This window comes from Methyloversatilis sp. (genome assembly GCF_965284615.1).
Taxonomy (GTDB): domain Bacteria; phylum Pseudomonadota; class Gammaproteobacteria; order Burkholderiales; family Rhodocyclaceae; genus Methyloversatilis.
Genome location: NZ_OZ260098.1, coordinates 2,240,481 through 2,261,251 on the forward strand (window position 1 = coordinate 2,240,481; position 20,771 = coordinate 2,261,251).

The following is a 20,771-nucleotide window of genomic DNA, read 5'->3' on the forward strand; positions in this document are numbered from 1 at the left end:
TCAGTTTTTGTTGATGTGCGTGCGCCCGACCTTGAGCAGCGAGCCCTCGACCGACAGTACCTTCACCCGCTCGCCGACCGGCAACGTGTCGTCAGCGATGCAGTCCCATACGTCGGCGCCCAGCAGCGGCTTCTGGAAGCGCACCTGGCCGCGACCGAAGGGGGTGATCTCGTGCACCACCAGACCGACCTCGCCGAGCACGTCACCGGCCGACATGCCGGCGTGCGTGCGGTGCTGGTCGGCGCGGAACACGCGGAACCATGCGAACACCAGCACGCAGGACAGCACCGCCCACAAGGCGAGCTGCAGCGTCAGCGACAGTGTGGGCACCGCCCACAGCAGCAGACCGATGCCGATCGCGGCGACGCCGAACCACAGCACCACCATACCGGGCACGGCCAGTTCGATCACCAGCAGCGCAAGACCGGCGACCAGCCAGTGCCACCATTGAATATCCATATTGAAAGTCCGCAGTGAACGCCGGCGCAGTCTAGACGCTGCAGTCGCCGAGCGCCATCAGGTGAGCGGCCACTGCCGGCCCGATGGCCGGCAGGCCGTAGCCGCCTTCCAGCGTCAACACGATGCGACCTTGCGCCGACGCTTCGGCGATGTCGCGCAGTTCGTGCGTGATCCAGCGGTAGTCGGCGGCTTGGAGTTCGATATTGGCCAACGGGTCGTCGCGCAACGCGTCGAAGCCAGCGGAGATCAGCACCAGCTGCGGCCGGAAGGCGCGCAGCTTTGGCAGCGCGACCTCCTTCCAGTGGCGGCGGAAGGCGTCCGAGCCCTCACCCGCCGCCATGCGCAGCGGGATGTAGCCGGCGCGCTCGGGAAACTCGCCGCGCGGGTAATACGGGTGCTGGAAGCTGTCGGCCATCAGCACGCGCGGCTCACGCCTGAACATCAGTTCGGTGCCGTTGCCGCGGTGCACATCGAAGTCGGCGATGACCACGCGCTCGATGCCGTGCGTCGCCAGCGCGTGCGCGGCGCCGACCGCGACGTTGCCGTAGATGCAGAAGCCCATCGCCTCACCCGGCTTCGCGTGATGGCCGGGCGGGCGCGTCGCGCAGAAGACCGCCTTGGCCCGCCCGCTCATGACCAGATCGACGCCCTGCACGACGGCGCCGGCGGCGCGCGAGGCGGCGGCGAGCGAGCCGGGCGACATCACGGTGTCGCTCTCCAGCTTGTAGGTGCCGGTCTTGGGGGCGACACGCTCGACCTCGTCGAGATAGGCGGCGGTGTGCACGCGCTCCAGCTGCGCGCGGGTGACCAGCGGTGCTTTGGCGCGCCGCCAGGTGCGCGTGATGCCGGTGCACTCCAGTTCGGCGAGCACGGTCTGCAGGCGCGCCGGGGATTCGGGGTGACGGTCGCCCGGACGGTGCTCCAGACAGTCGGGATGGGAAATCAGTACGCAGTCCATGGCCGCAGTGTAGGCGGCCTCGGCGTCGGCGTGGCGTACCGGACGTGCACAAACGAACGGGAGCCGCACAGCGGCTCCCGTCGGTACGACAGATCGGGGGCGCTTGCCCCCGGCCCTCACTTCTTCTGCGCAGCCTTCTTCTTTTCGTAGTTGACCATTTCGTCCGGCGTGATGTGGCCGTCACGGTCAACGTCCATCGCCACCCAGTCGCGTGCCAGCTCGGGCTTGTCGGCCTTCTTGTCGGCTGCGTAGGCGCCGGCGCTCATTACGGCGCAGGCTGCAAAAACAAGACTGAACTTCTTCATTGCCATCTCCTGTCGTCGGTTGTGGGATGCATCGATGCGGCAATACTTAGCGCGCAAATCGAATGCCCCGCATAGAGACGGGACGGCACTTTGCAGTTCCGTCCGCCGACAGGCTCTTACCGGTTTTTGCTTTTTGAAAAGTCTTGAAAAAAATGGGCAGGTGCCGGACTGCGGCCGGCACCGTCCGCTCACTTCTTGGCGTCGGCGCGCTTCTTCTCCCAGGCGACCATTTCGTCCGGCGTGATGTAGCCATCCTTGTTGGCGTCCATCTCGACCCAGTCGCGGGCCAGTTCGGGTTTGTCCGACGACGGCTTCTTCGCGTCGGCGGCGAGAACTGGCGTGGCAAGCAGAGCCAGCGTGCAGATCAGGGCAGTTTTCTTCATGGCTTTCTCCTCGGTGACGTGCCGCTCGAACGGCGACAGCGCCGTTCAATATCGGTGAGTCACAGCCACCCTCGGCAGGGAAATCCAATCGCACCAGGCGGGATGCTGTCCCGCGCCACGGACGGCGGCGCGCGATGCGCGGGAGGATTTCCCGACAGCCTTCGCATTACGATGCCCGGTCACGCAACTTCCGGAAATGCCTGCATGAGTCTGCGTTTCAGACTCACCCTGATCATCGCCTCGCTGATGACCCTGCTGGTGATTGCCGACAGCGGGCGCAGGCTCTACGACGCCCACGACGACGCCGTGACCGAGATCGATTCGGTGGCCCGCCTTGCGCACGCGCTGCTGCCCAGCGTGCTGACGCCGGCGCCGCCCGGCATGTCTACCGAGTCGCTGCTCGCGCACATCGAGCTCACGCAGGAACTGCGTACGCTGCGCCACCTCACCGTCGAGGTACACGCGCTGGACGGGCGCACCATACTGAGTTCGCGCGACGCGCCGCCGATCGAGGCGCCGGCCGCGCTGAACTGGATGGGCGAGCGCCTGCGCAACCTGCCGCCGCTGCGCAAGGACATCCGCGTTGGTGAGCGCGTGGTCGGCTACTACCTGCTGGTGCCGAACGCCGACGACGAACTGCGCGAGATCTGGGACGACTACATCAAACAGACCAGCATGGTGCTGGCGATCGGGCTGATCGCCTGCTTCATGGTGTATTGGGCGGTCGGCCGCGCGCTGCAGCCGCTGGGCAGCGTCATGCGCGCGCTGTCGGCGATCGGCGAAGGCCGGCTCGATGCGCGGCTCGACAACGTCGGCCCGGGCGATCTGGCCCCGCTGTCCGATTCTTTCAACAGCATGGCGGCTACGCTGGAGGCTGCCGTGACTGAACGCGCGCGGCTGCTGCGCAAGCTGATCACGCACGAAGAGGAAATCCGCCAGTCGCTGGCGCGCGACCTGCACGACGAACTGAGCCCCTATCTGGTGGCCATCCATCCGCACGCGCGTCTGCTCGCCGACGCCTGCGAGGGCCGGCCTGAACTGGCCGAGCACCGTGAAGCGGCGCGCTGGATGTCGGAACAGGTCGGCCATCTGCTGCGTCTGGTGCGCAACCTGCTCGAACACCTGCGCCCGCCGGACATCGAGGAACTGGGCCTGCGCCACGCGCTGGCTGAACTGGGCACGCAGCGCAGCCGCGGCGCCGACAAGGTCGAGGTGGTGTTCCATCTCGACGAAGACCTCGGCCAGCTGTCGGCCATGCACGACATCACGCTCTACCGCATCGTGCAGGAGTGCCTGACCAATACGGCCAAGCACGCACGGTGCACCCGGGTCGATGTGCATCTGAGCATCGACCCGCGGCTCGGCCGCGTATCGCTGCGGGTGACCGACGACGGCGAACCAACGCCCTACGTCGCACCCGAAAGCGGCTTCGGTCTGGTCGGCATGCGCGAACGCGCGCTCGCACTGGGTGGTGACTGCCAGGCCGGACCGCGTTCGCGCGGCGGCTGGGAAGTGACTGCCTGGCTGCCCCTGAAAACCTCGGTACAGGAACACTGACATGGCTCCGAACACTCCCATCCGCGTTCTGCTCGTCGACGACCACGCCGTTGTGCGCGCCGGTTACCGCCGCTTCCTCGAACACAACCGCATGATGGAAGTGGTCGGCGAAGCCGGCAGTTCCGACGAGGCCTACCAGCTGTTCAGACTGATGAAACCGGACGTCGTGGTGATGGACATTTCGCTGCCCGGCGCCAGCGGCATCGAGGCGGCGCGCCGCATGCTGGCGCTCGACAGCCGGGCGCGCGTGCTCATGTTCTCGATGCACGCGCAGCCGGCTTTCGCCCGCCAGGCACTGGAGGCGGGCGCGATCGGCTTCCTGACCAAGGACACGGAGCCCGAAGCGCTGGTGCAGGCGGTGATCGCCGCCGCCCAGGGCCGGCGCACGCTGAGCCCGCGCGTGGCCGAACAGCTGGCACTCGACAACGTGATGCCGGACGAGAAGCGGCTCGACGTGCTGACGCCGCGCGAATTCGAAATCTGCCGCCTGCTGCTGGCCGGCATGACCGTGACGAAATCGCCGACGCGCTCAAGCTGAGCCCGAAAACGATCTCGAACCGGATGAGCGAAATCCGCCAGAAGCTCGACGTGCGCAGCGACGTCGAGCTGGTGCGTCTGGCCACCGCCGCCGGCCTGGTGCCATGGGCGGCACGGCCGGACGTGGCCGGAGAATCGGCCGCCTGATCGCTGCTCAGCGCGGATCGAGCTGATAGCTCAAGGTCAGCCAGATTCCGCGCCGTGCGCCCGGTGCCAGGAAGTTGGTGCTGAGCCAGTCACTGGAGTTGTGGTTGTAGCCGTCCGGCCCGATGGCGCCGTGTATCGACGGCGAGAACGGATTCACGCCGAGGCGGCCGGCGCTGAAGTATTCCTTGTCGAGCAGGTTGTTGATGCGCATGCCCAGCGTCCATTCCGGCGTGAGCTTGTAGCTCGTGTGGACATTGAAGACGACGTGTCCCGGCACCGAACCCTTGTTGCCGGTCGGCTGCAGTCTGACGATCTGTTGGCCGATGACGGCGCCGTTGCCGTCGTAGATGTCAACCGGCACCTGCCGCACGACCCCTTCCCTGTGTTCGTTGTTCTCGTTGCCGCGCACGTAGGCGGTCGAATGGGCGATCGCCGTCACGCCCACCGTCCACTTGTCGGTCACCTCATAGCTCAGCGTGGCGTTCAGGTTGTGCAGCGGTATGCCCGGCATGCGGTTGCCCGGCTTGACGCGGATGCGCCCGACCGGATCGTCCAGATCGTAGATGCACTGGCCGGAGGCATTGCAGTAGGGCTCCAGCGTCGCACTGCTGTTGTCGTTCGCCGCCATGACGAATGACTCCTGGAAGGTGGCGTCGGTCAGCGCGTAGTTCAGCCGCAGGCGCGCCTTGCCCAGCTGGGCGGTCATGCCCGCTTCGATGCCCTGCCGGCGGGTGTCGCCGATGCTGTCAAAGAAGCTGCGGTTGCCCGGATAGGTCACCAGGTAGATGTCGTCCTTCAGATCGGTACGGTAGGCGCCGAGATTCCACTCGATGTTGTCGCCCCAGCGGCCGCGCATGCCGAAGTCGATGGTTTCGGCGCGGATCTGCGGCAGATAGGGGTCGCCCGACAGCGTCGAGGGTAAGGAGCAGGAACGGTTCTCCAGCAGCCCCTTCTCGATGTACTTGTTGCCGCTCATCTTGACCAGGGTGTGGTCGAGCGCGCAGCCCAGTTCGATCACCGACGGCGTGCGCGCACCGCGTGCCCAGTTGCCATAGACGTTCAGGTCCGGCTGCGCCTGCCAGGTGCCACCGAGCGAAGGATTCAGCGAGCGATAGGTGAAGTGCTCGGTTTCCGCCGGGTTCATGATGCGCGCAAGGTCGGGCACGCGATAGCCGGTGGTCGGACACACGCCATTGACGCAGATGTCGTAGAAGTTCGGATAGGCCTCGTACTGGGCAAGGTCGAAAACGGTGAAGCCGTAGCTGCGCGAGGCCAGTACGTTCTTGACCCGCGTGTGGTTGAAGCGCACCGCGCCGGTCAGGTGCACCGTCTCGACCGGGCTCCAGGTCTCGCTCGCATACAGGCTCTTGGTGATCGAGGTGCCGGCGAAGTCGTTGTTGCGCACCTCTTCGTCGGCCGCGGCGTACTGATCACGGATCTCGTCCGGTGCCAGATAGGCATTGCGCTCGGCGTCGAGCAGCCCGAGCATCTGCCCGCTGCCGTAGCGCGCCTTCGCGCGGTTGACCGATGCGCCGACCATGAATTTGTGGCGATCGAAGTTCCAGTTCAACTGCATCGACGCGCCGTGGATGATCTGTTCGATCCGCGTATTGGTCAGCACCGCAGTCGGCGTGCCCTCGACCACGCCCGGTCGGGTGGTGCCGAAACCGTCGGTCATCAGCACGTTGCCGGTCACCGGATCGCGCTGGGTCAGTTCGCCACGCTGCGAAGTCACGTCCCGGTCCTGCGTGGCGGCACAGTTGTCGCCGTTGAAGGGAGTAACCGTCATGACGGCGTGCTTCACGCCATCCGGCGTGTAGAAGAAGCTCGCGGTCATGCCGCCGATGACATCGATGTCACCGGCCGGCACTCTGGGTGCGCTGCCGCCGACCCAGGTGCCCGCCGTGTACGACGGTTCGCCATTCGAATACGAGGTTGGGTCGCCCGGCAGCACCGGCGGGCGCGTCACCGCCTGCGGCACGTAGAACAGCGCCTGGTGGTAGTTCTTCCAGGTGTCGAACTCGTACTTCGCGTGTGCCGCGTAATCGTCCGGCAGGTCTGCATTGAATGCGCCGTCCGGCAGCAGGGCTGGGTTGGCGACGCCATTGGTCGCGTAGTCAATCAGGAAGTTCAGGAACTCCGGATAGGCCGGCGAGAACCAGTCGTTCGGATCGAAAGCGACGACGTAGTAGTCGGGCAGCCCGTACTTGTTGCTGCTGTTGTACAGGCAGGTGTACTGCTCGCCCGGATCGAGCTTGCGCCGCGCGTAGTCGCCGCGCAATTCGGTGTAGACGTCGGCCCCCAGGGCGCGACGATTGCTGTCGCGCTGGTAGACCTGGCCGGTAATGGTGAAGTTGTCGTTGACGATGAAACTGCCGGACAGCTGCAGCTGCAGCAGCCGGTTCTTCGTCGTATCCGGCGACGTGAATACGCCGTTGCGGTCCTGCGCATACATCTGGCTCGGAATCATCCCGTTGCCGACGAGGTCGTTCCAGACGTACAGCGAGCTGAGGTTCAGGTCCAGCCGGTCGCTGCGATAGCTGCCCTTGCCGAACACCTGGTTCACCTTGGTCGGCGAATTGTCGCGCCAGCCGTCTTCGACGAAGAAGTTGCCGGCGCCGAAAAGGCCCACGCTGCCGTTGTTCCAGCCGCCCGAAACCAGCAGCTGGTTGCGGCCGAAGGCGCCGGTGAGCAGTTCGGCCTCGACGCCGGGGCTGTCGAAACCGCTCTTGGTGCGCATCGAGAAGGCGCCGCCCAGCGTGCCGAGACCGAAGATCGGATTCGAGCCCGGAAAGACGTCGAAGCCCGACAGCGCGTTCATCGGAATCATGTCCCAGTTCACGACGTCGCCGAAGGGTTCGTTCACGCGTATGCCGTCGATAAACACCGACAGGCCCTGCGGCGTGCCGAGTTGCGGACTGGCGGTGAAGCCCCGGTAGTTCACGTCCATCTGGAACGGGTTGCCCTGGTAGTCGTTCACGTTGACCGACTGCATGGTCGAGTTCAGCAGATCGGCCACGCTGACCGCGTGGGCATTGCGGATGTCCTCGGCGGAGAGGCTCTGCACATTGCCCGGGATTTCCTCTTTCGTCAGACCGAGGCCCGGCAGCGGACCGATCTCGTGGAAACGCTTGGCGCGCACCTGGATCGCTTCGAGCTGATGGACGGACGAGGATGGGTCACCGAGGGCAGGCAGCGGCTGCGCCGGTGCGCGGCGCAGTGTGTATCCACCCGCTTCGTCGATACGCAGTTCGAGCCCGCTTCCCTGCAGCGCGGCGGTGAATGCCTCGCGCACCGAGAAATCCCCGCGGACACCGTCGCTGCGCTTGCCGCTGACCAGCGAAGGTTCGAACGTGAACACCACACCTGCCCGCCGTGCGACCCGATTGAGTGTGTCGCCGAGCGGCCCCGGCGAGATGTCGTAACTGCGCACCGCATCGTTGCGCGTCGCGTCGGCCAGTTCGAGCCGCAGCGCACCGGCCGCCGCCGGCATGCTGACGACGGCCAGCCCCAGCGCAGCCGCACCGAGTACGCGCCTGCCCTTGCCACCCTCTGACCTCTTCATGTGCTCCCCCGCTTTTTTTGTGTAGTCGCGGGCAATGACGAAGGACGAAGACGAAAGTACAGCCGGCGTCGAAAAAATCAGCGGCGTTCGATACGGACGACGTAAGAAGTGAAACGGGTGATGCGCAGCGGCAGGTTCGCGCTCAGCGCGGCAAGTGCCCGGTCGGTGTCGTCGAGCGGGAACACGCCCGAAACCGAGAGGCCCTGCAGCGCTTCGGCGTCGTAGTAGAGCGTGCCGCGGCGATAGCGCTCGAGTTCGGCCAGTACCTCGGTGAGCGGCTTGTCGTTGACCGCCAGCACGCCGTCGCGCCAGCCGATGAGCGCATCGATATCCGCCGCCTCGGTCGCACCGACACCCTCGTCGGTGATCCGGGTCGCGCTGCCGGGCGCCAGCGTGGTGCAGGTGCCGACGGCGCGGCTGCACGCCTCGACGGTCGACTCGATCACCGCGACGCGCGTTGCATCGGCGTCGTCGCGCACCACGTACTGCGTGCCGAGCGCGCGCGCCGTCGCGTGCCGGCTTTCGACCACGAATGGACGCTGCGGGTCAGCGCTCACTTCGACCAGAATCTCGCCCCGCCGCAGCACGATGCGACGTTCCTGACCGGTGTACTGCGCGTCTATTGCCGAGTCGGTGTTGAGCGTGATGCGGCTGCCGTCGTCCAGCGTGATCGTCAGCCGCTCGCCCGGCGCCGTGCGATGGTCGGCCAGCAGGTAGCGTGCGGTCTGCGATTGCAGCGCCAGCCAGCCACTGCCGGCCACGGTGCACGCGAGCATCAGCGCACCGGCCAGGGCGCGGCGGCGTCGCCCTGATCCAGAGAGGCTTGCGTCAAGGGCAGCCTTTCCGGCGCGCGCATCGACCTGGCCGAAGCGCGACCATATCGAATCGATGCGGCCATAAGCGAGACGGTGCATCGGATCGGCCTGTAGCCAGTCGTGCAGTGCGGATCGTTGTTCCGGCGTGCAGGCGTCGTCCTGCATCTTCAGGTACCACTCCGTCGCCGCGGCCACGACGGCGGCCGACGGCGTACCGTCCTCGGTGGCGCGCTCATGCTGCGCAGCGGTCGATGCCGAGTGCGACATGGTCAGCCGTACAGCACGCGGTAGCACTGCATCAGGACGGTAGCCAGATACTGCTTGATCATGCTGACCGACACCCCGAGGCGGGTAGCGATTTCGGCGTGCGGCAGCCCGTCGAGTCGATACAGCAGGAAGGCCTTGCGCGGCTTCGGCGGCAAGGTCTCCAGCATGGTTGCCAGCGCATTGAGGGTTTCCAGCGCCGCGTGATGATCTTCGGCCGAGGGGGCGGACGCATCCGACGCGTAAAGCGCCAGAGCACCGAGATACGACTGTTCGAGCTTGCGACGGCGCAGGTGATCGATCAGCAGCCGACCCGCGGTCGTCGTCAGGAAGGCGCGCGGCTCACGCAGTTGCGCAAGTTCGTCGCACTGCATGACGCGGACGAAGGTGTCCTGCGTCAGGTCGGCGGCGTCGGAAGGACAGCGAAGCTTCTTGCGCAGCCAGCCGAACAGCCATCCCCGATGGTCGATATACAGGTCCTTGACCAGTTCCTGACGGACGGGATGTTCGATCTGCATGGCGGGAATCGGAGGGCGCGTGCACCGGTGGATGAGCAGACGTTCAGGTCCGCGGATGCCCGATTCTCAAAACTGCCTCGACGCTTGTACAGGGAAAAGCTCCCTGCCCCACCCGACCACTTTGCGACGCTTCAATCGCGCGTGCGCTGCCGCACCTGCTCGAACAGGCAGACGGTGGCGGCCATCGCGACGTTCAGCGATTCGGCCGCACCGGGCATCGGAATGATGGCCGGGTCGGTCGCCAGCGCGCTGACGGCCGGCGACAGGCCTGCCCCTTCGTTGCCGAACAGCCAGGCGACCGGGCCGCGCAGGTCGAGCGCGTAGAGCGAGCTGCGCGCGTCGAGCCGGGTGGCGACGATGCGGCCCGGATAGCCGGCCAGCGCCGCCGCCACGTCGCAGTGCTCACGGATGCGCAGGCTGAAATGCGCGCCCTGTCCGGCGCGCAGTACCTTGGGGCTCCACGCCTGGGCGCAGCCGGTGGTCAGCAGCACGTCACGCACGCCGGTGGCCCAGGCGGCGCGCAGCAGCGTGCCGAGATTGCCGCTGTCCTGCACTGCGTCGAGCACCAGACAGTCACCGGTGATCGGCGCCTCCGCCTCGGCTGGGATGTCGATCAGCCCGAGCAGGCCGGTCGGCGTGTCGGTCGGGCTCAGTTCGTCGAACAGCGCGTCGGCGAGCAGCAACACCGCTTCGCCCTGCTCCGCCAGCGCGGCCTTCACCTCGGCGTGATCGAGCGCGCGCTCGGCGACGATGGCCAGCTTGGGGCGCACGCCGGCGTCGAGCGCGCTGCGGAACAGGTGCAGGCCGTCGATCAGCGTTTCCGCCGCTTCGCGCCGCGCGCGCGACGAGGTCGCGAGCTTGCGCAGCTGCTTGAACTGCGCGTTGTCGCGCGACTGGACGTGCTTCATCCGGCCACCAGTGCGCGCCCCAGCGTGGCCAGCGCGATGGTGACGAAGCCGAGCACGGTGTTCAGCCCGACCAGCTTGCGGATCTGCGCCAGCGCCGCGCCACCGGCCGGCCAGTCCGATGCGTTGACGGCGCGCAGCAGCCGCTTGTAGGGCGCGAAGAACACGTGCATGAAGATGAACATCATGATCAGACCGACGCCGAACATCAGATGCCAGTGGATGGGCGCGGCCTTCATGCCGACCGCCAGCATCATGCCGAGCCCAGTAGCGAGGATGACCGCGACCGAAGCCCACACCAGCGGAAAGAAACCGCCGAACACGCCGCGCCACAGCCGCAGCCGCGCGGGCGGTTCGAGCTGCACCGCGGCCACCGGCCTCAGACAGACATACGCGAAGAACATGCCGCCGACCCAGATCGTGACTGCGGCGACGTGCAGGAACAGCAGCAGCGGAGCGTGGTTCATGGTGTGAAGACCCCCGGTGAATGGCGCGCACGTACAAGGGCGCAGCCAAGAAAAAGCCCGCACATCCTGCGATGCGCGGGCTCCGATGTTAACGCCTCCTGGTGATCAGGCCGGTGCCGACGTGCGGATCAGGTGATCGAAAGCCGAAATCGCGGCCTTCGAGCCTTCGCCCATCGCGATGATGATCTGCTTGTACGGCACGGTGGTCACGTCGCCAGCGGCGAACACGCCCGGCGTGCTGGTTTCGCAGCGCGCGTTGACCTGGATTTCGCCGTACTTGGTCAGTTCGATCGAACCCTTCAGCCATTCGGTGTTCGGCACCAGACCGATCTGCACGAAGATGCCTTCGAGCTCGACCGTGTGCGACTCGCCGGTGGCGCGGTCGGTGTACTTCAGCGCATTGACCTTGCCGTCGGCCCCGCCCGTCACTTCGGTGGTCTGCGCCTGCAGGATCACCTTCACGTTGGGCAGGCTCAGCAGCTTGCGCTGCAGCACGGCGTCAGCGCGCATCTGCTTGTCGAACTCCAGCAGCGTCACGTGGCCGACGATGCCGGCCAGATCGATCGCCGCCTCGACGCCCGAATTGCCGCCGCCGATCACCGCCACGCGCTTGCCCTTGAACAGCGGACCGTCGCAGTGCGGGCAGTAGGCCACGCCCTTGTTGCGGTATTCGCGTTCGCCCGGCACGTTCATTTCACGCCAGCGCGCGCCGGTCGCCAGGATGACCGAACGCGACTTCAGCTGGCCGCCATTGGACAGTTGCAGCGTGATCAGGCCGTCGCCCGATTCCGCGGCCGGAATCAGCTTGTTGACGCGTTGCAGCGCCATCACGTCAACCTCGTAGCTCTTCACGTGCTCTTCGAGCGCGGCGGCGAGCTTGGGGCCTTCGGTCTCCTTGACCGAAATGAAGTTCTCGATGCCCAGCGTGTCCATCAGCTGCCCGCCGAAGCGCTCGGCGACCACACCGGTGCGGATGCCCTTGCGCGCTGCGTAGATCGCCGCCGCCGAACCGGCCGGGCCACCGCCGACCACCAGCACGTCGAACGGCGCCTTGGCGTTCATCTTCTCCGCGTCACGCTTCGCCGCACCGGTGTTGACCTTGCCGACGATCTCTTCGAGCGTCATGCGGCCGGCGCCGAACAGTTCGCCGTTCAGGAACACCATCGGCACTGCCATCACCTGACGGTCCTCGACTTCCTTCTGGAACAGCGCGCCGTCGATGGTGACCACCTTGACGCGCGGATTCAGCACCGCCATCAGGTTCAGCGCCTGCACCACGTCCGGGCAGTTGTGGCAGGACAGCGACATGAACACTTCGAAGCTGTAGTCGCCGTCGAGCGACCTGATCTGTTCGATCATTTCGTCCGACACACGCGGCGGGTGGCCGCCGGCCTGCAGCAGCGCGAGCACCAGCGAGGTGAATTCGTGGCCGAGCGGAATCGCGGCGAAGCGCAGCGACATATTGCCGCCCTTGCGGTTGATCGCGAACGACGGCGTGCGCGCGGCACCGCCTCGCTCTTCGCTCACCGTGATCTTGTCCGACAGCTCGGCGATGTCGGCCAGCAGGCCCTGCAGTTCGCGCGCCGCGGCGCTGTCGTCCACCGCGGCCGTCAGTTCGATCGGGTGCTGCAGCTTTTCGAGGTAGGCCTTCAACTGGCCCTTGAGAGTGGCGTCCAGCATGGTGTGCTCGGCTTTCGAAACGGATGATGCGGAAAACAAAACGCCCGGGCCGGGCGCCGTCAGGGCATGTTCTCAAAACCGCTTGAGAACACACCCTGGCACCTGACCCGGGCGCCTCTGCGAAGCGTTGTGCGCTTAGATCTTGCCGACCAGGTCGAGCGACGGGGTCAGGGTTTCAGCGCCTTCCTTCCACTTGGCCGGGCAGACCTGGCCGGGGTGGCTGGCGACGAACTGCGCAGCCTTGAGCTTGCGCAGCGTTTCGTTCATGTCGCGGGCGATCGCGTTGTCGTGGATTTCGGCGGTCTTGATCTGACCTTCCGGGTTGATGATGAAGGTGCCGCGCAGCGCCAGGCCTTCTTCATCGATATGCACGTCGAACGCGCGGGTCAGCTGGTGGGTCGGGTCGCCGACCAGCGGGAACTGGGCCTTGCCGACGGCCGGCGAGGTTTCGTGCCACACCTTGTGCGAGAAATGGGTGTCGGTGGTGACGATGTACACTTCGGCACCGGCCTTCTGGAATTCGGCGTAGTTGTTGGCCGCGTCTTCGACTTCGGTCGGGCAGTTGAAGGTGAAGGCAGCCGGCATGAACACGATCACCGACCACTTGCCCTTCAGGCTCTCGTCGGTCACGGTGATGAACTTGCCGTTGTGGAAAGCGTTTGCCTTGAAGGGCTGGACGGTGCTGTTGATGATGCTCATGTCGAGATCCTCTTTTGTGGGTGGGGTGAAAGTCGCAATGATATTGCGAAACTGCCTCTTTGTTTAGACTTGATCTAAAAAAGTTCAGCGGAATCCGGAAAAAGATGCGCGCTGCGCCGCGTGAAGGCGACCAGCGACAGCATGACCGGCACTTCGACCAGCACGCCGACCACGGTCGCCAGCGCCGCGCCCGAGTGCAGTCCGAACAGGGAGATCGCAACGGCGACCGCAAGTTCGAAGAAATTCGACGTGCCGATCAGGCAGGCCGGTGCCGCCACCGGATAGGGCAGCTTCATCATTCTCGCGGCGACGAAGGAGATGGCGAAGATGCCGTAAGTCTGCAGCACCAGCGGCACGGCGATCAGCGCGATCACGACGGGCTGGGCGACGATGGTTTCCGCCTGGAAGCCGAACAGCAGCACGACGGTGGCCAGCAGACCGACGATGGACCAGGGCTTGAGGCGCGCGACGAATCCGGCCAGTGCGGCACCGTTGCCAAGCGCACGGCGGGTGAGCACGCCGGCGAGCAGCGGCAGCACCACGTAGAGCGCGGTGGACAGCAGCAGCGTTTCCCACGGCACGGCCACGTCGGTCACGCCGAGCAGGAAGGCGGCGATCGGCGCGAAGGCGAACACCATGACCAGATCGTTCACCGACACCTGCACCAGCGTGTAGTTGGGGTCACCCCGCGTGAGCTGACTCCAGACGAACACCATCGCGGTGCACGGTGCGACGCCGAGCAGGATCATGCCGGCGATGTATTCCGACGCCGATTGCGGATCGACCCAGGGCGCGAAAAGGTGCTGGAAGAACAGCACGCCCAGTGCGGCCATCGTGAAGGGTTTGATCAGCCAGTTCACGACCAGCGTCAGCACCAGGCCCTGCGGCCGGCGACCGACGTCGCGCACGGCGGCGAAGTCGATCTGGATCATCATCGGGTAGATCATCACCCAGATGAGCACGGCCACCACCAGATTCACGTGCGCCAGTTCCAGCGCCGCAACGGAAGCAAAAACCGACGGCGCGACCAGACCCAGCGCGACGCCCGCGACGATGGCCAGGCCCACCCACAGGGTGAGCCAGCGTTCGAACATGCCCATGGAAAGACCTCAGTGTGCGGCCAGATCGCGCGCGGTCTGCTGCAGCGCCAGCGCGTGCAGACGTTCGTCCGGCATCGCGACCAGAATCTCCAGACGACGGCGGATCAGCGCCAGCGTGTCGCGGAAGGCGGTCAGCTTCGCCGCATCGCTGCCGGCCGTGGCCGACGGATCGGCGTAGCCCCAGTGCGCGGTGGCCGGATGGCCCGGCCACACCGGGCAGGTTTCGCCGGCGGCGCTGTCGCATACGGTGATGATCAGGTCCATCGTCGGCGCGCCGGGCGCGGCGAATTCGTCCCAGGCCTTGCTGCGCACGCCCGCCGTGTCGATGCCCTGCTCCGCCAGCGCCTGCAGCGCGAACGGATTCACCCGCCCGCTCGGCTGGCTGCCGGCGGAAAAGGCGCGGAAGCGGGCGCCGCCGAGGTGGTTGAGCAGGCATTCGGCGAGCACGCTGCGCGCCGAATTGTGGGTGCACAGAAACAGCACGTTGAGCGGACGGGCCATGTCAGCAGCAGCCGGAGGACTTGACGCCGATGTTCAGCGGCTTGCCACGGGTGACCGGCGCCTCGGGGGCACAGCAGGCAGCGCCGCCGCTGGCCGCTTCGTTGAACACCGGAATGTTGCCCAGCGTATGGAAGTGCTCCCAGGCGATGCCCTGCGGGTCGGTCACCCAGTGCTTCTCGCTGCGCGCGTAACAGCAGGTGGTTTCGCCTTCGTCGAGCAGCGCCATGTCGGCCGATTCGGCGCGCGCCTTCATCGCCGCCAGTTCGGCCGGGTCGTCGGTCTGGATGCCGAGGTGGTCGATGCCCGGCTTGGTTCCGCGGGTCGAGATCGCGAAATTGACCGGCGGATCTTCGAGCATCCACTTCGCGTAGTCGGCTTCGGTGCGCGCCGGCTGCGCATCGAACAGCTTGTTGTAGAAGGCGACGCTCTTCGCCAGGTCGTTGACGTGCAGATGGACGTGAAAGCGCTTCATTGCGGTTCTCCGGTCAGCAGTTCGTGCAGGAAGGTGCGGCCTCGACACAGGGTGTGCCGCGGCAGCAGTTTTCGGTGAGATAGGCCATCAGTGTGCCCATGCGCGCGTAGTCGGCGCGATAGATCAGGTGACGACCGTCGCGCGACTGCAGCAGCAGGCCGGCCTGGGTCAGTTCCTTCAGATGGAAGGACAGCGTGGTCGGCGCGACCGACAGCGCCTCGCCGAGCGCGCCGGGCGTCATGCCGTCGGGGCCGGCGACGACCAGTGCGCGGAACACGCGCAGACGGATTTCGTGAGCCAGTGCGGCCAGAGCGCGGATGATGTCCTGTTCTTCCATAATTCAACGATATTTGAATCATTGAATCGATGCAAGTGTCGCGTGCTTTCGACTACGCTGGCGCTTCACCCGGTTCGCCTGCCCCGCACGCCCGATGAAGACCCGCTACAACGACAGTGCTGCCTACGTGACCAAGGACGGTTCGCTGATCCGCGAACTGATGCATCCGGCGCAGCACGGCGGGCAGGCGCAGAGCCTGGCCGAAGCGACCGTGCCGGCCGGTACCCGCACCGCGCTGCACCGGCACCACGTTACCGAAGAGCTGTACCACGTGACGGGCGGCCAGGGGCGCATGACGCTGGGCGAGCACAGCTTCGACGTGACCGTCGGCGACACCGTGCTGATTCCACCTGGCACATCGCACTGCATCGAGGCAACCGGCCGCGAGGCACTGGTCATCCTCTGCTGCTGCAGCCCGGCCTATGCACACGACGACACCGAACTGCTGAACGAGGCCGCAATGTGAGCGCCAATCTGTTCGACGGTCTGCCGCCGGCGCCGCAGCCGGAAGAGCTGTTCGAGACGCTGTGCGCACGGCCCGGCGTGCGCATCGAGCGCATCGTGTCAACCGGTCAGTGCAGCCCGCCCGGCTTCTGGTATGACCAGCCGGGCGACGAGTGGGTGGCATTGCTGAGCGGTTCGGCCACGCTGCGCTTCGCGGATGAAGCGAGCGGCCGCGAACTGCGCCCCGGCGACTGGGTGTTCATCGCGGCACACCGGCACCACCGCGTCGAATGCACCGATGCCACCACGCCATCGGTCTGGCTGGCCGTGCATCTGGACGCACAGGACTGAGCGCTTCAGCCGGTCTTGCCGAGCAGTTCGCCGATTTCCTGTTCACTCAACACCTTGCCCGCGGACACCAGCTTTTCGTCGATCACCAGCGCCGGCGTCAACATGACGCCGTAGGCGGCGATGTTGACGAAATCGGTCACCTTGACGATATCGGCTTGCTGGCCACGCGCGGCCAGCGCCTTGCGCGTGTTGTCCGCCAGTTCGATGCACTTGCGGCAACCGCTGCCCAGTACCTTGATGATCATGTCGTCTCCCCTCGCCTGCCAGGTCAGGTGAATGCGCCCGCAAAGGCATTGAACAGATAGCCGATCAGCACGATGCCACCCGCCACGATGCCGACGAATGTCGCCAGCAGCGGCGTGCGGACGACACGCTTGAGCATGATGATGGACGGCAGCGACAGCGCAGTGACCGACATCATGAATGCCAGCGCCGTACCCAGCCCCACGCCGCGCGCCACCAGCGCCTCGGCGATCGGCAGCGTGCCGAAGATGTCGGCGTACATCGGGACGCCGACCAGCGTAGCCAGCGGCACCGACCATGGCTTGTCCTGCCCGAGCAGCCCGTTGATCAGACGCTCCGGTATCCAGTTGTGGATGGCCGCGCCAATGCCGACACCGATCAGGATGTAGAGCCAGACGCGGCGAACGATGTCGCGCACCTGGTCGCGGGCGAAGCGCAGGCGCTCGCGCACGTCGGGCACGCCGTCGTCGCCGTGCATGACCGGGCTGGTGAACACGAAAGGCTCGATGTGGCGCTCCATTCGCGCGCGGCCGATCAAGGTGCCGCCGACCACCGCCAGCACGACGCCGACCGTCACGTAGGCGATGGCGATGGGCCAGTTGAAAATGCTCGCCAGCAGGATGACCGACGCCAGATCGACCAGCGGCGACGAAATCAGGAAGGAAAAGGTGACGCCTGTCGGCAGCCCGGCGCTGGTGAAGCCGATGAACAGCGGAATCGACGAACAGGAACAGAAGGGCGTGACGGTACCGAGCAGCGCTGCCAGCACACTGCCGCGCACCCCGGTGAAACGACCCAGGATGCGACGCGTGCGCTCGGGCGGGAAATGGCTCTGCACGTATGAAATGCCGAAGATGAGCAGCGACAGCAGGATGAATATCTTCACCGTGTCATAGATGAAGAAATGCACGCTCGCGCCCACCCGTCCGCTCATCGGCAGCCCCATGCCCTGCTCGACCAGCGTGCGCACCAGGTCTGACAGCCACTGCATGCGCAGCAGCTGGTCGTTGAGCCAGCCAAACGGGTTCATTGCAGGTGCGGGCGGCAGGACATGACGCTCATGCTAGACCTGTAGCGTGCCGGCAGCTTGAACTGGCTCAAGCGAAGGCGAACGCCTTCAGTGGGGCATGCCGAAATCCAGCGCGCTCTGCGCGACCGGCGCAAAGCTGCGCCGGTGAATCGGCGACGGGCCGTGGATGCGCAATGCGGCCAGGTGTTCGGCGGTCGGATAGCCCTTGTGCTTGGCGATGCCGTACTGCGGATACAGCGCCGCCAGGGCCATCATTTCGTGGTCGCGGCCGGTCTTGGCCAGGATGGAGGCGGCCGAGATCGCCGCTTCCGACGCGTCGCCGCCGACGATGGCGCGCGCCGGCACAGTGAGGCCGGGCGGTACGCGGTTGCCGTCGATCAGCACCTGATCGGGCGGCACGGCAAGGCCTTCGACTGCGCGACGCATCGCCAGCATGGTCGCGTGCAGGATGTTCAGACGGTCGATTTCCTCCACCGTCGCGATGCCGACCGCCCAGGCCAGCGCGCGCTCGCGGATCAGTGGCGCCAGCGCTTCGCGCTTCTTTTCCGACAGCTTCTTCGAATCGTTCAGGCCGTCTATGGGGCGCAAGGGATCGAGAATGACCGCCGCCGCATAGACCGGACCGCACAGCGGACCCCGGCCGGCCTCGTTGACGCCGGCGATCTTCATGTGCGTGGCAGATGCGGCAGGATGGCCGCCGCGGCGCGCGCTGCCGTGCCTTGGCGCAGCGTGAAGTGGATGCGCTCGAATTCGTCGATCTGCGCCGCCCGCGCCACCGCGTCACCGAGCAGCGCATCGAGCGCGTCAGCCAGCTTTTCGGGTGTGGCGTCGTGCTGCAGCAGTTCCGGCACGATGCTGCGCCCGGCCAGGATGTTGGGCAGGCCGACCCAGGGCTGATAGGCCATGCGCTTCATGATGCGATAGCTCAGCGCGTGGATGCGGTAGGCCACGACGTGCGGCGCGCGGCACAGGGCCGCTTCGAGGGTCGCCGTGCCGCTCGCCACCAACGCCACGTCGCAGGCCATCAGCGCGTCGCGCGCGTGACCGAACAGGATGGACACCGGCAGTTCGGTCGCCTCGCAGTCCCACAGCGCCTGTTCGAACTGGGTACGCGTTTCGCGCGTGGTCAGCGGCACCAGGAATCTGAGGTCCGGATGGCGCTCATGCAGCAGCTTGGCCGCACCGATCCAGGAATGCGCGTTGTACTGCAGTTCCGACTGCCGGCTGCCCGGCAGCAGCGCCACGATGCGCGCATCGACCGGTATGGCCAGGCGTTCGCGGGCGGCAAAGCGCTGCGGCTCGGGCGAAATCTCGTCGGCGAAGGGATGGCCGACATAGCTCACCGGCACGCCGGCCTTCTCGTAGATCGCCGGCTCGAACGGGAACAGGCAGAGCACGCGCGATACGCTGCGCGCGATGCCCTTGATGCGGCCGCCACGCCAGGCCCAGATCGACGGGCTCACATAATGGATGGCGGGCACGCCGGCGTCGCGCAGCTTGCGCTCCAGCCACAGATTGAAGTCGGGGGCGTCAACGCCGATGAAGGCCGCCGGCTTGTCCCTGAGCAGGCGGTCGAGCAGGCTGCGACGGATGCCGGCCAGTTCGCGGTAGTGCTTGAGCACCTCGAAATAGCCGCGCACGGCCAGCTTCTCGGACGGCCACCAGGCGTCGAAGCCGGCCGACTGCATGCGCGGCCCGCCGATGCCGACGAAGTCGATATCGGGCCGCGCATCGCGCAGTGCCTTGATCAGATGCGCAGCCAGCTGGTCGCCCGACGCTTCGCCGGCGACCATGGCCACCGTGATGCGGGAGGCCATTATCGGATGATGCCGCGTCCGCCGGATGCGAGGAAATCGGACAGCAGCGCGACTTCGGGCGTCACCTTCGCCGCTTCGGCGATGGCGGCCTTGGCGTCGTCCAGCGTCAGCCCCTCGCGATACAGCGTCTTGTAGGCGCGCTTGATCGCCATGATGGCTTCGCTGCTGTAGCCGCGACGGCGCAGGCCTTCGCTGTTGATGCCGTGCGGGCTGGCCGGCACGCCATTGGCCAGCACGAAGGGCGGCACGTCCTGCAGCACGCTCGAATGCACGCCGCAGAAGCTGTGCGCACCGACGCGCACGAACTGGTGCACGCCGGTGAAGCCGCCGAGGATGGCCCAGTCGCCGACATGCACGTGGCCGGCCAGCGCGGTGTTGTTGGCCATGATGGTGTGGCTGCCGACCTGGCAGTCGTGCGCGACGTGCACGTAGGCCATGATCCAGTTGTCGTCGCCCAGGCGCGTGACGCCGCCATCCTGCACGGTGCCGCAGTTCATCGTCGCGTATTCGCGCACGGTGTTGCGGTCGCCGATCTCCAGACGGGTCGGTTCATTGGCGTACTTCTTGTCCTGCGGTGCGCCGCCGATCGAACAGAATGGGTGGAACGCGTTGTCGCGCCCGATGCGGGTATGGCCCTGGATCACCACGTGCGCATGCACCTTGGTGCCGGCACCGATCTCGACGTTCGGCCCGATGATGCTGTAGGCACCGATCTCGACACCGTCGGCGATCTGCGCCGCCGGATCGACGATGGCGGTCGGATGGATGAGCGTTGCCATCAGGTCGGACGCACCGCACAGAGCAGTTCGGATTCGGCCACCACGCCGCCGTTGACGCGGGCGCGCGCCTGGTATTTCCAGATGCCGCGCGAATGCTTCAGCAGATCGACTTCGAGGATGAGCTGGTCGCCGGCCATGACCGGCTTCTTGAAGCGGGTGTTGTCCACGCCACAGAGGTAATAGACCGAATCGGCGTCGGGCGTCGTGCCCAGCGTTTCGAAGGACAGGATGGCTGCCGCCTGCGCCAGCGCCTCGACAATGAGCACGCCCGGCATGACCGGATGGTTCGGGAAGTGGCCGGGGAAGAAGGGCTCGTTGATCGTGACGTTCTTCAGCGCCTTGATGTACTTGCCCGCCTCGACTTCGAGCACGCGATCGACCAGCAGGAAAGGAAAGCGGTGCGGCAGCGACTTCAGCACCGCGTGGATGTCCATCGAT

At 66.2% G+C, this 20,771-nt stretch carries 24 protein-coding genes and 1 pseudogene; 4 read left to right on the forward strand and 21 right to left on the reverse strand.

Features of this window, described 5'->3' with window-relative positions; genetic code table 11:
* From ACQ66H_RS10775 to ACQ66H_RS10790, 4 genes are all read right to left on the reverse strand, one after another.
* Positions 1-459 (reverse strand): NfeD family protein, encoded by a 459-nt coding sequence (locus ACQ66H_RS10775; RefSeq protein WP_430434029.1) that lies wholly within the window; start codon positions 457-459, stop codon positions 1-3.
* A gap of 31 nt (positions 460-490) precedes the next feature.
* Positions 491-1,417, reverse strand: a complete 927-nt coding sequence (locus tag ACQ66H_RS10780) for a histone deacetylase family protein (protein WP_430434030.1) — start codon at positions 1,415-1,417, stop codon at positions 491-493.
* A gap of 116 nt (positions 1,418-1,533) precedes the next feature.
* Positions 1,534-1,722 carry a hypothetical protein gene (locus tag ACQ66H_RS10785; RefSeq protein ID WP_430434031.1) on the reverse strand — a complete coding sequence of 63 codons (189 nt, stop codon included), beginning with the start codon at positions 1,720-1,722 and terminating at the stop codon, positions 1,534-1,536.
* A gap of 188 nt (positions 1,723-1,910) precedes the next feature.
* Entirely contained in the window at positions 1,911-2,105 is a 195-nt protein-coding gene (locus ACQ66H_RS10790) for a hypothetical protein (RefSeq protein WP_430434032.1), read from the reverse strand.
* Positions 2,106-2,309: 204 nt separating this feature from the next.
* Here ACQ66H_RS10790 and ACQ66H_RS10795 point away from each other — a divergent pair, with 204 nt between their 5' ends.
* The gene (locus ACQ66H_RS10795; RefSeq protein WP_430434033.1) at positions 2,310-3,662 is read left to right on the forward strand and encodes an ATP-binding protein; all 1,353 of its coding nucleotides are present in this window, start codon (positions 2,310-2,312) and stop codon (positions 3,660-3,662) included.
* Position 3,663: 1 nt separating this feature from the next.
* A pseudogene (locus tag ACQ66H_RS10800) lies at positions 3,664-4,346 on the forward strand (response regulator).
* 7 nt (positions 4,347-4,353) lie between these two features.
* On the opposite strand, the gene ACQ66H_RS10805 reads toward ACQ66H_RS10800, so the two are convergent.
* The 11 genes from ACQ66H_RS10805 to ACQ66H_RS10855 form a co-directional block, all read right to left on the reverse strand.
* The gene (locus ACQ66H_RS10805) at positions 4,354-7,911 is read right to left on the reverse strand and encodes a TonB-dependent receptor domain-containing protein (protein WP_430434034.1); all 3,558 of its coding nucleotides are present in this window, start codon (positions 7,909-7,911) and stop codon (positions 4,354-4,356) included.
* A gap of 77 nt (positions 7,912-7,988) precedes the next feature.
* A complete protein-coding gene (locus ACQ66H_RS10810) occupies positions 7,989-8,993 on the reverse strand; it encodes a FecR domain-containing protein (protein ID WP_430434035.1) in 1,005 nt (334 codons plus the stop codon).
* A gap of 2 nt (positions 8,994-8,995) precedes the next feature.
* Positions 8,996-9,508 (reverse strand): sigma-70 family RNA polymerase sigma factor, encoded by a 513-nt coding sequence (locus tag ACQ66H_RS10815; protein ID WP_430434036.1) that lies wholly within the window; start codon positions 9,506-9,508, stop codon positions 8,996-8,998.
* A 131-nt stretch (positions 9,509-9,639) separates the two neighbouring features.
* Positions 9,640-10,416 carry a TrmH family RNA methyltransferase gene (locus ACQ66H_RS10820; protein WP_430434037.1) on the reverse strand — a complete coding sequence of 259 codons (777 nt, stop codon included), beginning with the start codon at positions 10,414-10,416 and terminating at the stop codon, positions 9,640-9,642.
* Positions 10,413-10,880: a CopD family protein gene (locus ACQ66H_RS10825; protein WP_430434038.1), complete on the reverse strand. Its 468-nt coding sequence runs from the start codon at positions 10,878-10,880 to the stop codon at positions 10,413-10,415. Before ACQ66H_RS10825 ends, ACQ66H_RS10820 begins: the two co-directional genes overlap by 4 nt.
* Before the next feature lie 105 nt (positions 10,881-10,985).
* Positions 10,986-12,560 carry an alkyl hydroperoxide reductase subunit F gene (ahpF, locus tag ACQ66H_RS10830; protein ID WP_430434039.1) on the reverse strand — a complete coding sequence of 525 codons (1,575 nt, stop codon included), beginning with the start codon at positions 12,558-12,560 and terminating at the stop codon, positions 10,986-10,988.
* Between the two features lie 135 nt (positions 12,561-12,695).
* Positions 12,696-13,259, reverse strand: a complete 564-nt coding sequence (gene ahpC, locus ACQ66H_RS10835) for an alkyl hydroperoxide reductase subunit C (protein WP_019918226.1) — start codon at positions 13,257-13,259, stop codon at positions 12,696-12,698.
* Between the two features lie 74 nt (positions 13,260-13,333).
* A complete protein-coding gene (gene arsB, locus ACQ66H_RS10840) occupies positions 13,334-14,359 on the reverse strand; it encodes an ACR3 family arsenite efflux transporter (protein WP_430434040.1) in 1,026 nt (341 codons plus the stop codon).
* Positions 14,360-14,368: 9 nt separating this feature from the next.
* Complete coding sequence (locus ACQ66H_RS10845) at positions 14,369-14,860, reverse strand: arsenate reductase ArsC (RefSeq protein WP_430434041.1); 492 nt, start codon at positions 14,858-14,860, stop codon at positions 14,369-14,371.
* A 1-nt stretch (position 14,861) separates the two neighbouring features.
* Complete coding sequence (locus ACQ66H_RS10850) at positions 14,862-15,332, reverse strand: ArsI/CadI family heavy metal resistance metalloenzyme (RefSeq protein WP_430434042.1); 471 nt, start codon at positions 15,330-15,332, stop codon at positions 14,862-14,864.
* 13 nt (positions 15,333-15,345) lie between these two features.
* Positions 15,346-15,669: an ArsR/SmtB family transcription factor gene (locus ACQ66H_RS10855; RefSeq protein WP_430434043.1), complete on the reverse strand. Its 324-nt coding sequence runs from the start codon at positions 15,667-15,669 to the stop codon at positions 15,346-15,348.
* 94 nt (positions 15,670-15,763) lie between these two features.
* Here ACQ66H_RS10855 and ACQ66H_RS10860 point away from each other — a divergent pair, with 94 nt between their 5' ends.
* Positions 15,764-16,135 (forward strand): cupin domain-containing protein, encoded by a 372-nt coding sequence (locus tag ACQ66H_RS10860; protein WP_430434044.1) that lies wholly within the window; start codon positions 15,764-15,766, stop codon positions 16,133-16,135.
* Complete coding sequence (locus ACQ66H_RS10865) at positions 16,132-16,464, forward strand: cupin (protein WP_430434045.1); 333 nt, start codon at positions 16,132-16,134, stop codon at positions 16,462-16,464. Before ACQ66H_RS10860 ends, ACQ66H_RS10865 begins: the two co-directional genes overlap by 4 nt.
* Positions 16,465-16,469: 5 nt before the next feature.
* Here ACQ66H_RS10865 and ACQ66H_RS10870 read toward each other — a convergent pair whose 3' ends face one another.
* From ACQ66H_RS10870 to fabZ, 6 genes are all read right to left on the reverse strand, one after another.
* Positions 16,470-16,709 (reverse strand): thioredoxin family protein, encoded by a 240-nt coding sequence (locus ACQ66H_RS10870; protein WP_430434046.1) that lies wholly within the window; start codon positions 16,707-16,709, stop codon positions 16,470-16,472.
* Positions 16,710-16,732: 23 nt separating this feature from the next.
* A complete protein-coding gene (locus tag ACQ66H_RS10875; protein ID WP_430434047.1) occupies positions 16,733-17,737 on the reverse strand; it encodes a permease in 1,005 nt (334 codons plus the stop codon).
* Positions 17,738-17,824: 87 nt separating this feature from the next.
* Positions 17,825-18,406: a ribonuclease HII gene (gene rnhB, locus ACQ66H_RS10880; RefSeq protein WP_430434048.1), complete on the reverse strand. Its 582-nt coding sequence runs from the start codon at positions 18,404-18,406 to the stop codon at positions 17,825-17,827.
* Positions 18,403-19,554, reverse strand: coding sequence for a lipid-A-disaccharide synthase (gene lpxB, locus ACQ66H_RS10885; protein ID WP_430434049.1), 1,152 nt, complete (start codon positions 19,552-19,554; stop codon positions 18,403-18,405). Before lpxB ends, rnhB begins: the two co-directional genes overlap by 4 nt.
* Positions 19,554-20,333 (reverse strand): acyl-ACP--UDP-N-acetylglucosamine O-acyltransferase, encoded by a 780-nt coding sequence (gene lpxA / locus ACQ66H_RS10890; protein WP_020164751.1) that lies wholly within the window; start codon positions 20,331-20,333, stop codon positions 19,554-19,556. The genes lpxB and lpxA overlap by 1 nt, the downstream gene beginning before the upstream one ends.
* The gene (fabZ, locus tag ACQ66H_RS10895) at positions 20,333-20,767 is read right to left on the reverse strand and encodes a 3-hydroxyacyl-ACP dehydratase FabZ (RefSeq protein ID WP_430435618.1); all 435 of its coding nucleotides are present in this window, start codon (positions 20,765-20,767) and stop codon (positions 20,333-20,335) included. Before fabZ ends, lpxA begins: the two co-directional genes overlap by 1 nt.
* Between the last annotated feature and the right edge of the window lie 4 nt (positions 20,768-20,771).

Bases quoted from the DNA above. Each gene is read 5' to 3' on its own strand.
- ACQ66H_RS10775 (WP_430434029.1), bottom strand. From the start codon at position 459: ATGGATATTCAATGGTGGCACTGGCTGGTCGCCGGTCTTGCGCTGCTG.
- ACQ66H_RS10780 (WP_430434030.1), bottom strand. From the start codon at position 1,417: ATGGACTGCGTACTGATTTCCCATCCCGACTGTCTGGAGCACCGTCCG.
- ACQ66H_RS10785 (WP_430434031.1), bottom strand. From the start codon at position 1,722: ATGAAGAAGTTCAGTCTTGTTTTTGCAGCCTGCGCCGTAATGAGCGCC.
- ACQ66H_RS10790 (WP_430434032.1), bottom strand. From the start codon at position 2,105: ATGAAGAAAACTGCCCTGATCTGCACGCTGGCTCTGCTTGCCACGCCA.
- ACQ66H_RS10795 (WP_430434033.1), top strand. From the start codon at position 2,310: ATGAGTCTGCGTTTCAGACTCACCCTGATCATCGCCTCGCTGATGACC.
- ACQ66H_RS10805 (WP_430434034.1), bottom strand. From the start codon at position 7,911: ATGAAGAGGTCAGAGGGTGGCAAGGGCAGGCGCGTACTCGGTGCGGCT.
- ACQ66H_RS10810 (WP_430434035.1), bottom strand. From the start codon at position 8,993: ATGTCGCACTCGGCATCGACCGCTGCGCAGCATGAGCGCGCCACCGAG.
- ACQ66H_RS10815 (WP_430434036.1), bottom strand. From the start codon at position 9,508: ATGCAGATCGAACATCCCGTCCGTCAGGAACTGGTCAAGGACCTGTAT.
- ACQ66H_RS10820 (WP_430434037.1), bottom strand. From the start codon at position 10,416: ATGAAGCACGTCCAGTCGCGCGACAACGCGCAGTTCAAGCAGCTGCGC.
- ACQ66H_RS10825 (WP_430434038.1), bottom strand. From the start codon at position 10,880: ATGAACCACGCTCCGCTGCTGCTGTTCCTGCACGTCGCCGCAGTCACG.
- ahpF (WP_430434039.1), bottom strand. From the start codon at position 12,560: ATGCTGGACGCCACTCTCAAGGGCCAGTTGAAGGCCTACCTCGAAAAG.
- ahpC (WP_019918226.1), bottom strand. From the start codon at position 13,259: ATGAGCATCATCAACAGCACCGTCCAGCCCTTCAAGGCAAACGCTTTC.
- arsB (WP_430434040.1), bottom strand. From the start codon at position 14,359: ATGGGCATGTTCGAACGCTGGCTCACCCTGTGGGTGGGCCTGGCCATC.
- ACQ66H_RS10845 (WP_430434041.1), bottom strand. From the start codon at position 14,860: ATGGCCCGTCCGCTCAACGTGCTGTTTCTGTGCACCCACAATTCGGCG.
- ACQ66H_RS10850 (WP_430434042.1), bottom strand. From the start codon at position 15,332: ATGAAGCGCTTTCACGTCCATCTGCACGTCAACGACCTGGCGAAGAGC.
- ACQ66H_RS10855 (WP_430434043.1), bottom strand. From the start codon at position 15,669: ATGGAAGAACAGGACATCATCCGCGCTCTGGCCGCACTGGCTCACGAA.
- ACQ66H_RS10860 (WP_430434044.1), top strand. From the start codon at position 15,764: ATGAAGACCCGCTACAACGACAGTGCTGCCTACGTGACCAAGGACGGT.
- ACQ66H_RS10870 (WP_430434046.1), bottom strand. From the start codon at position 16,709: ATGATCATCAAGGTACTGGGCAGCGGTTGCCGCAAGTGCATCGAACTG.
- ACQ66H_RS10875 (WP_430434047.1), bottom strand. From the start codon at position 17,737: ATGAACCCGTTTGGCTGGCTCAACGACCAGCTGCTGCGCATGCAGTGG.
- rnhB (WP_430434048.1), bottom strand. From the start codon at position 18,406: ATGAAGATCGCCGGCGTCAACGAGGCCGGCCGGGGTCCGCTGTGCGGT.
- lpxB (WP_430434049.1), bottom strand. From the start codon at position 19,554: ATGGCCTCCCGCATCACGGTGGCCATGGTCGCCGGCGAAGCGTCGGGC.
- lpxA (WP_020164751.1), bottom strand. From the start codon at position 20,333: ATGGCAACGCTCATCCATCCGACCGCCATCGTCGATCCGGCGGCGCAG.
- fabZ (WP_430435618.1), bottom strand. From the start codon at position 20,767: ATGGACATCCACGCGGTGCTGAAGTCGCTGCCGCACCGCTTTCCTTTC.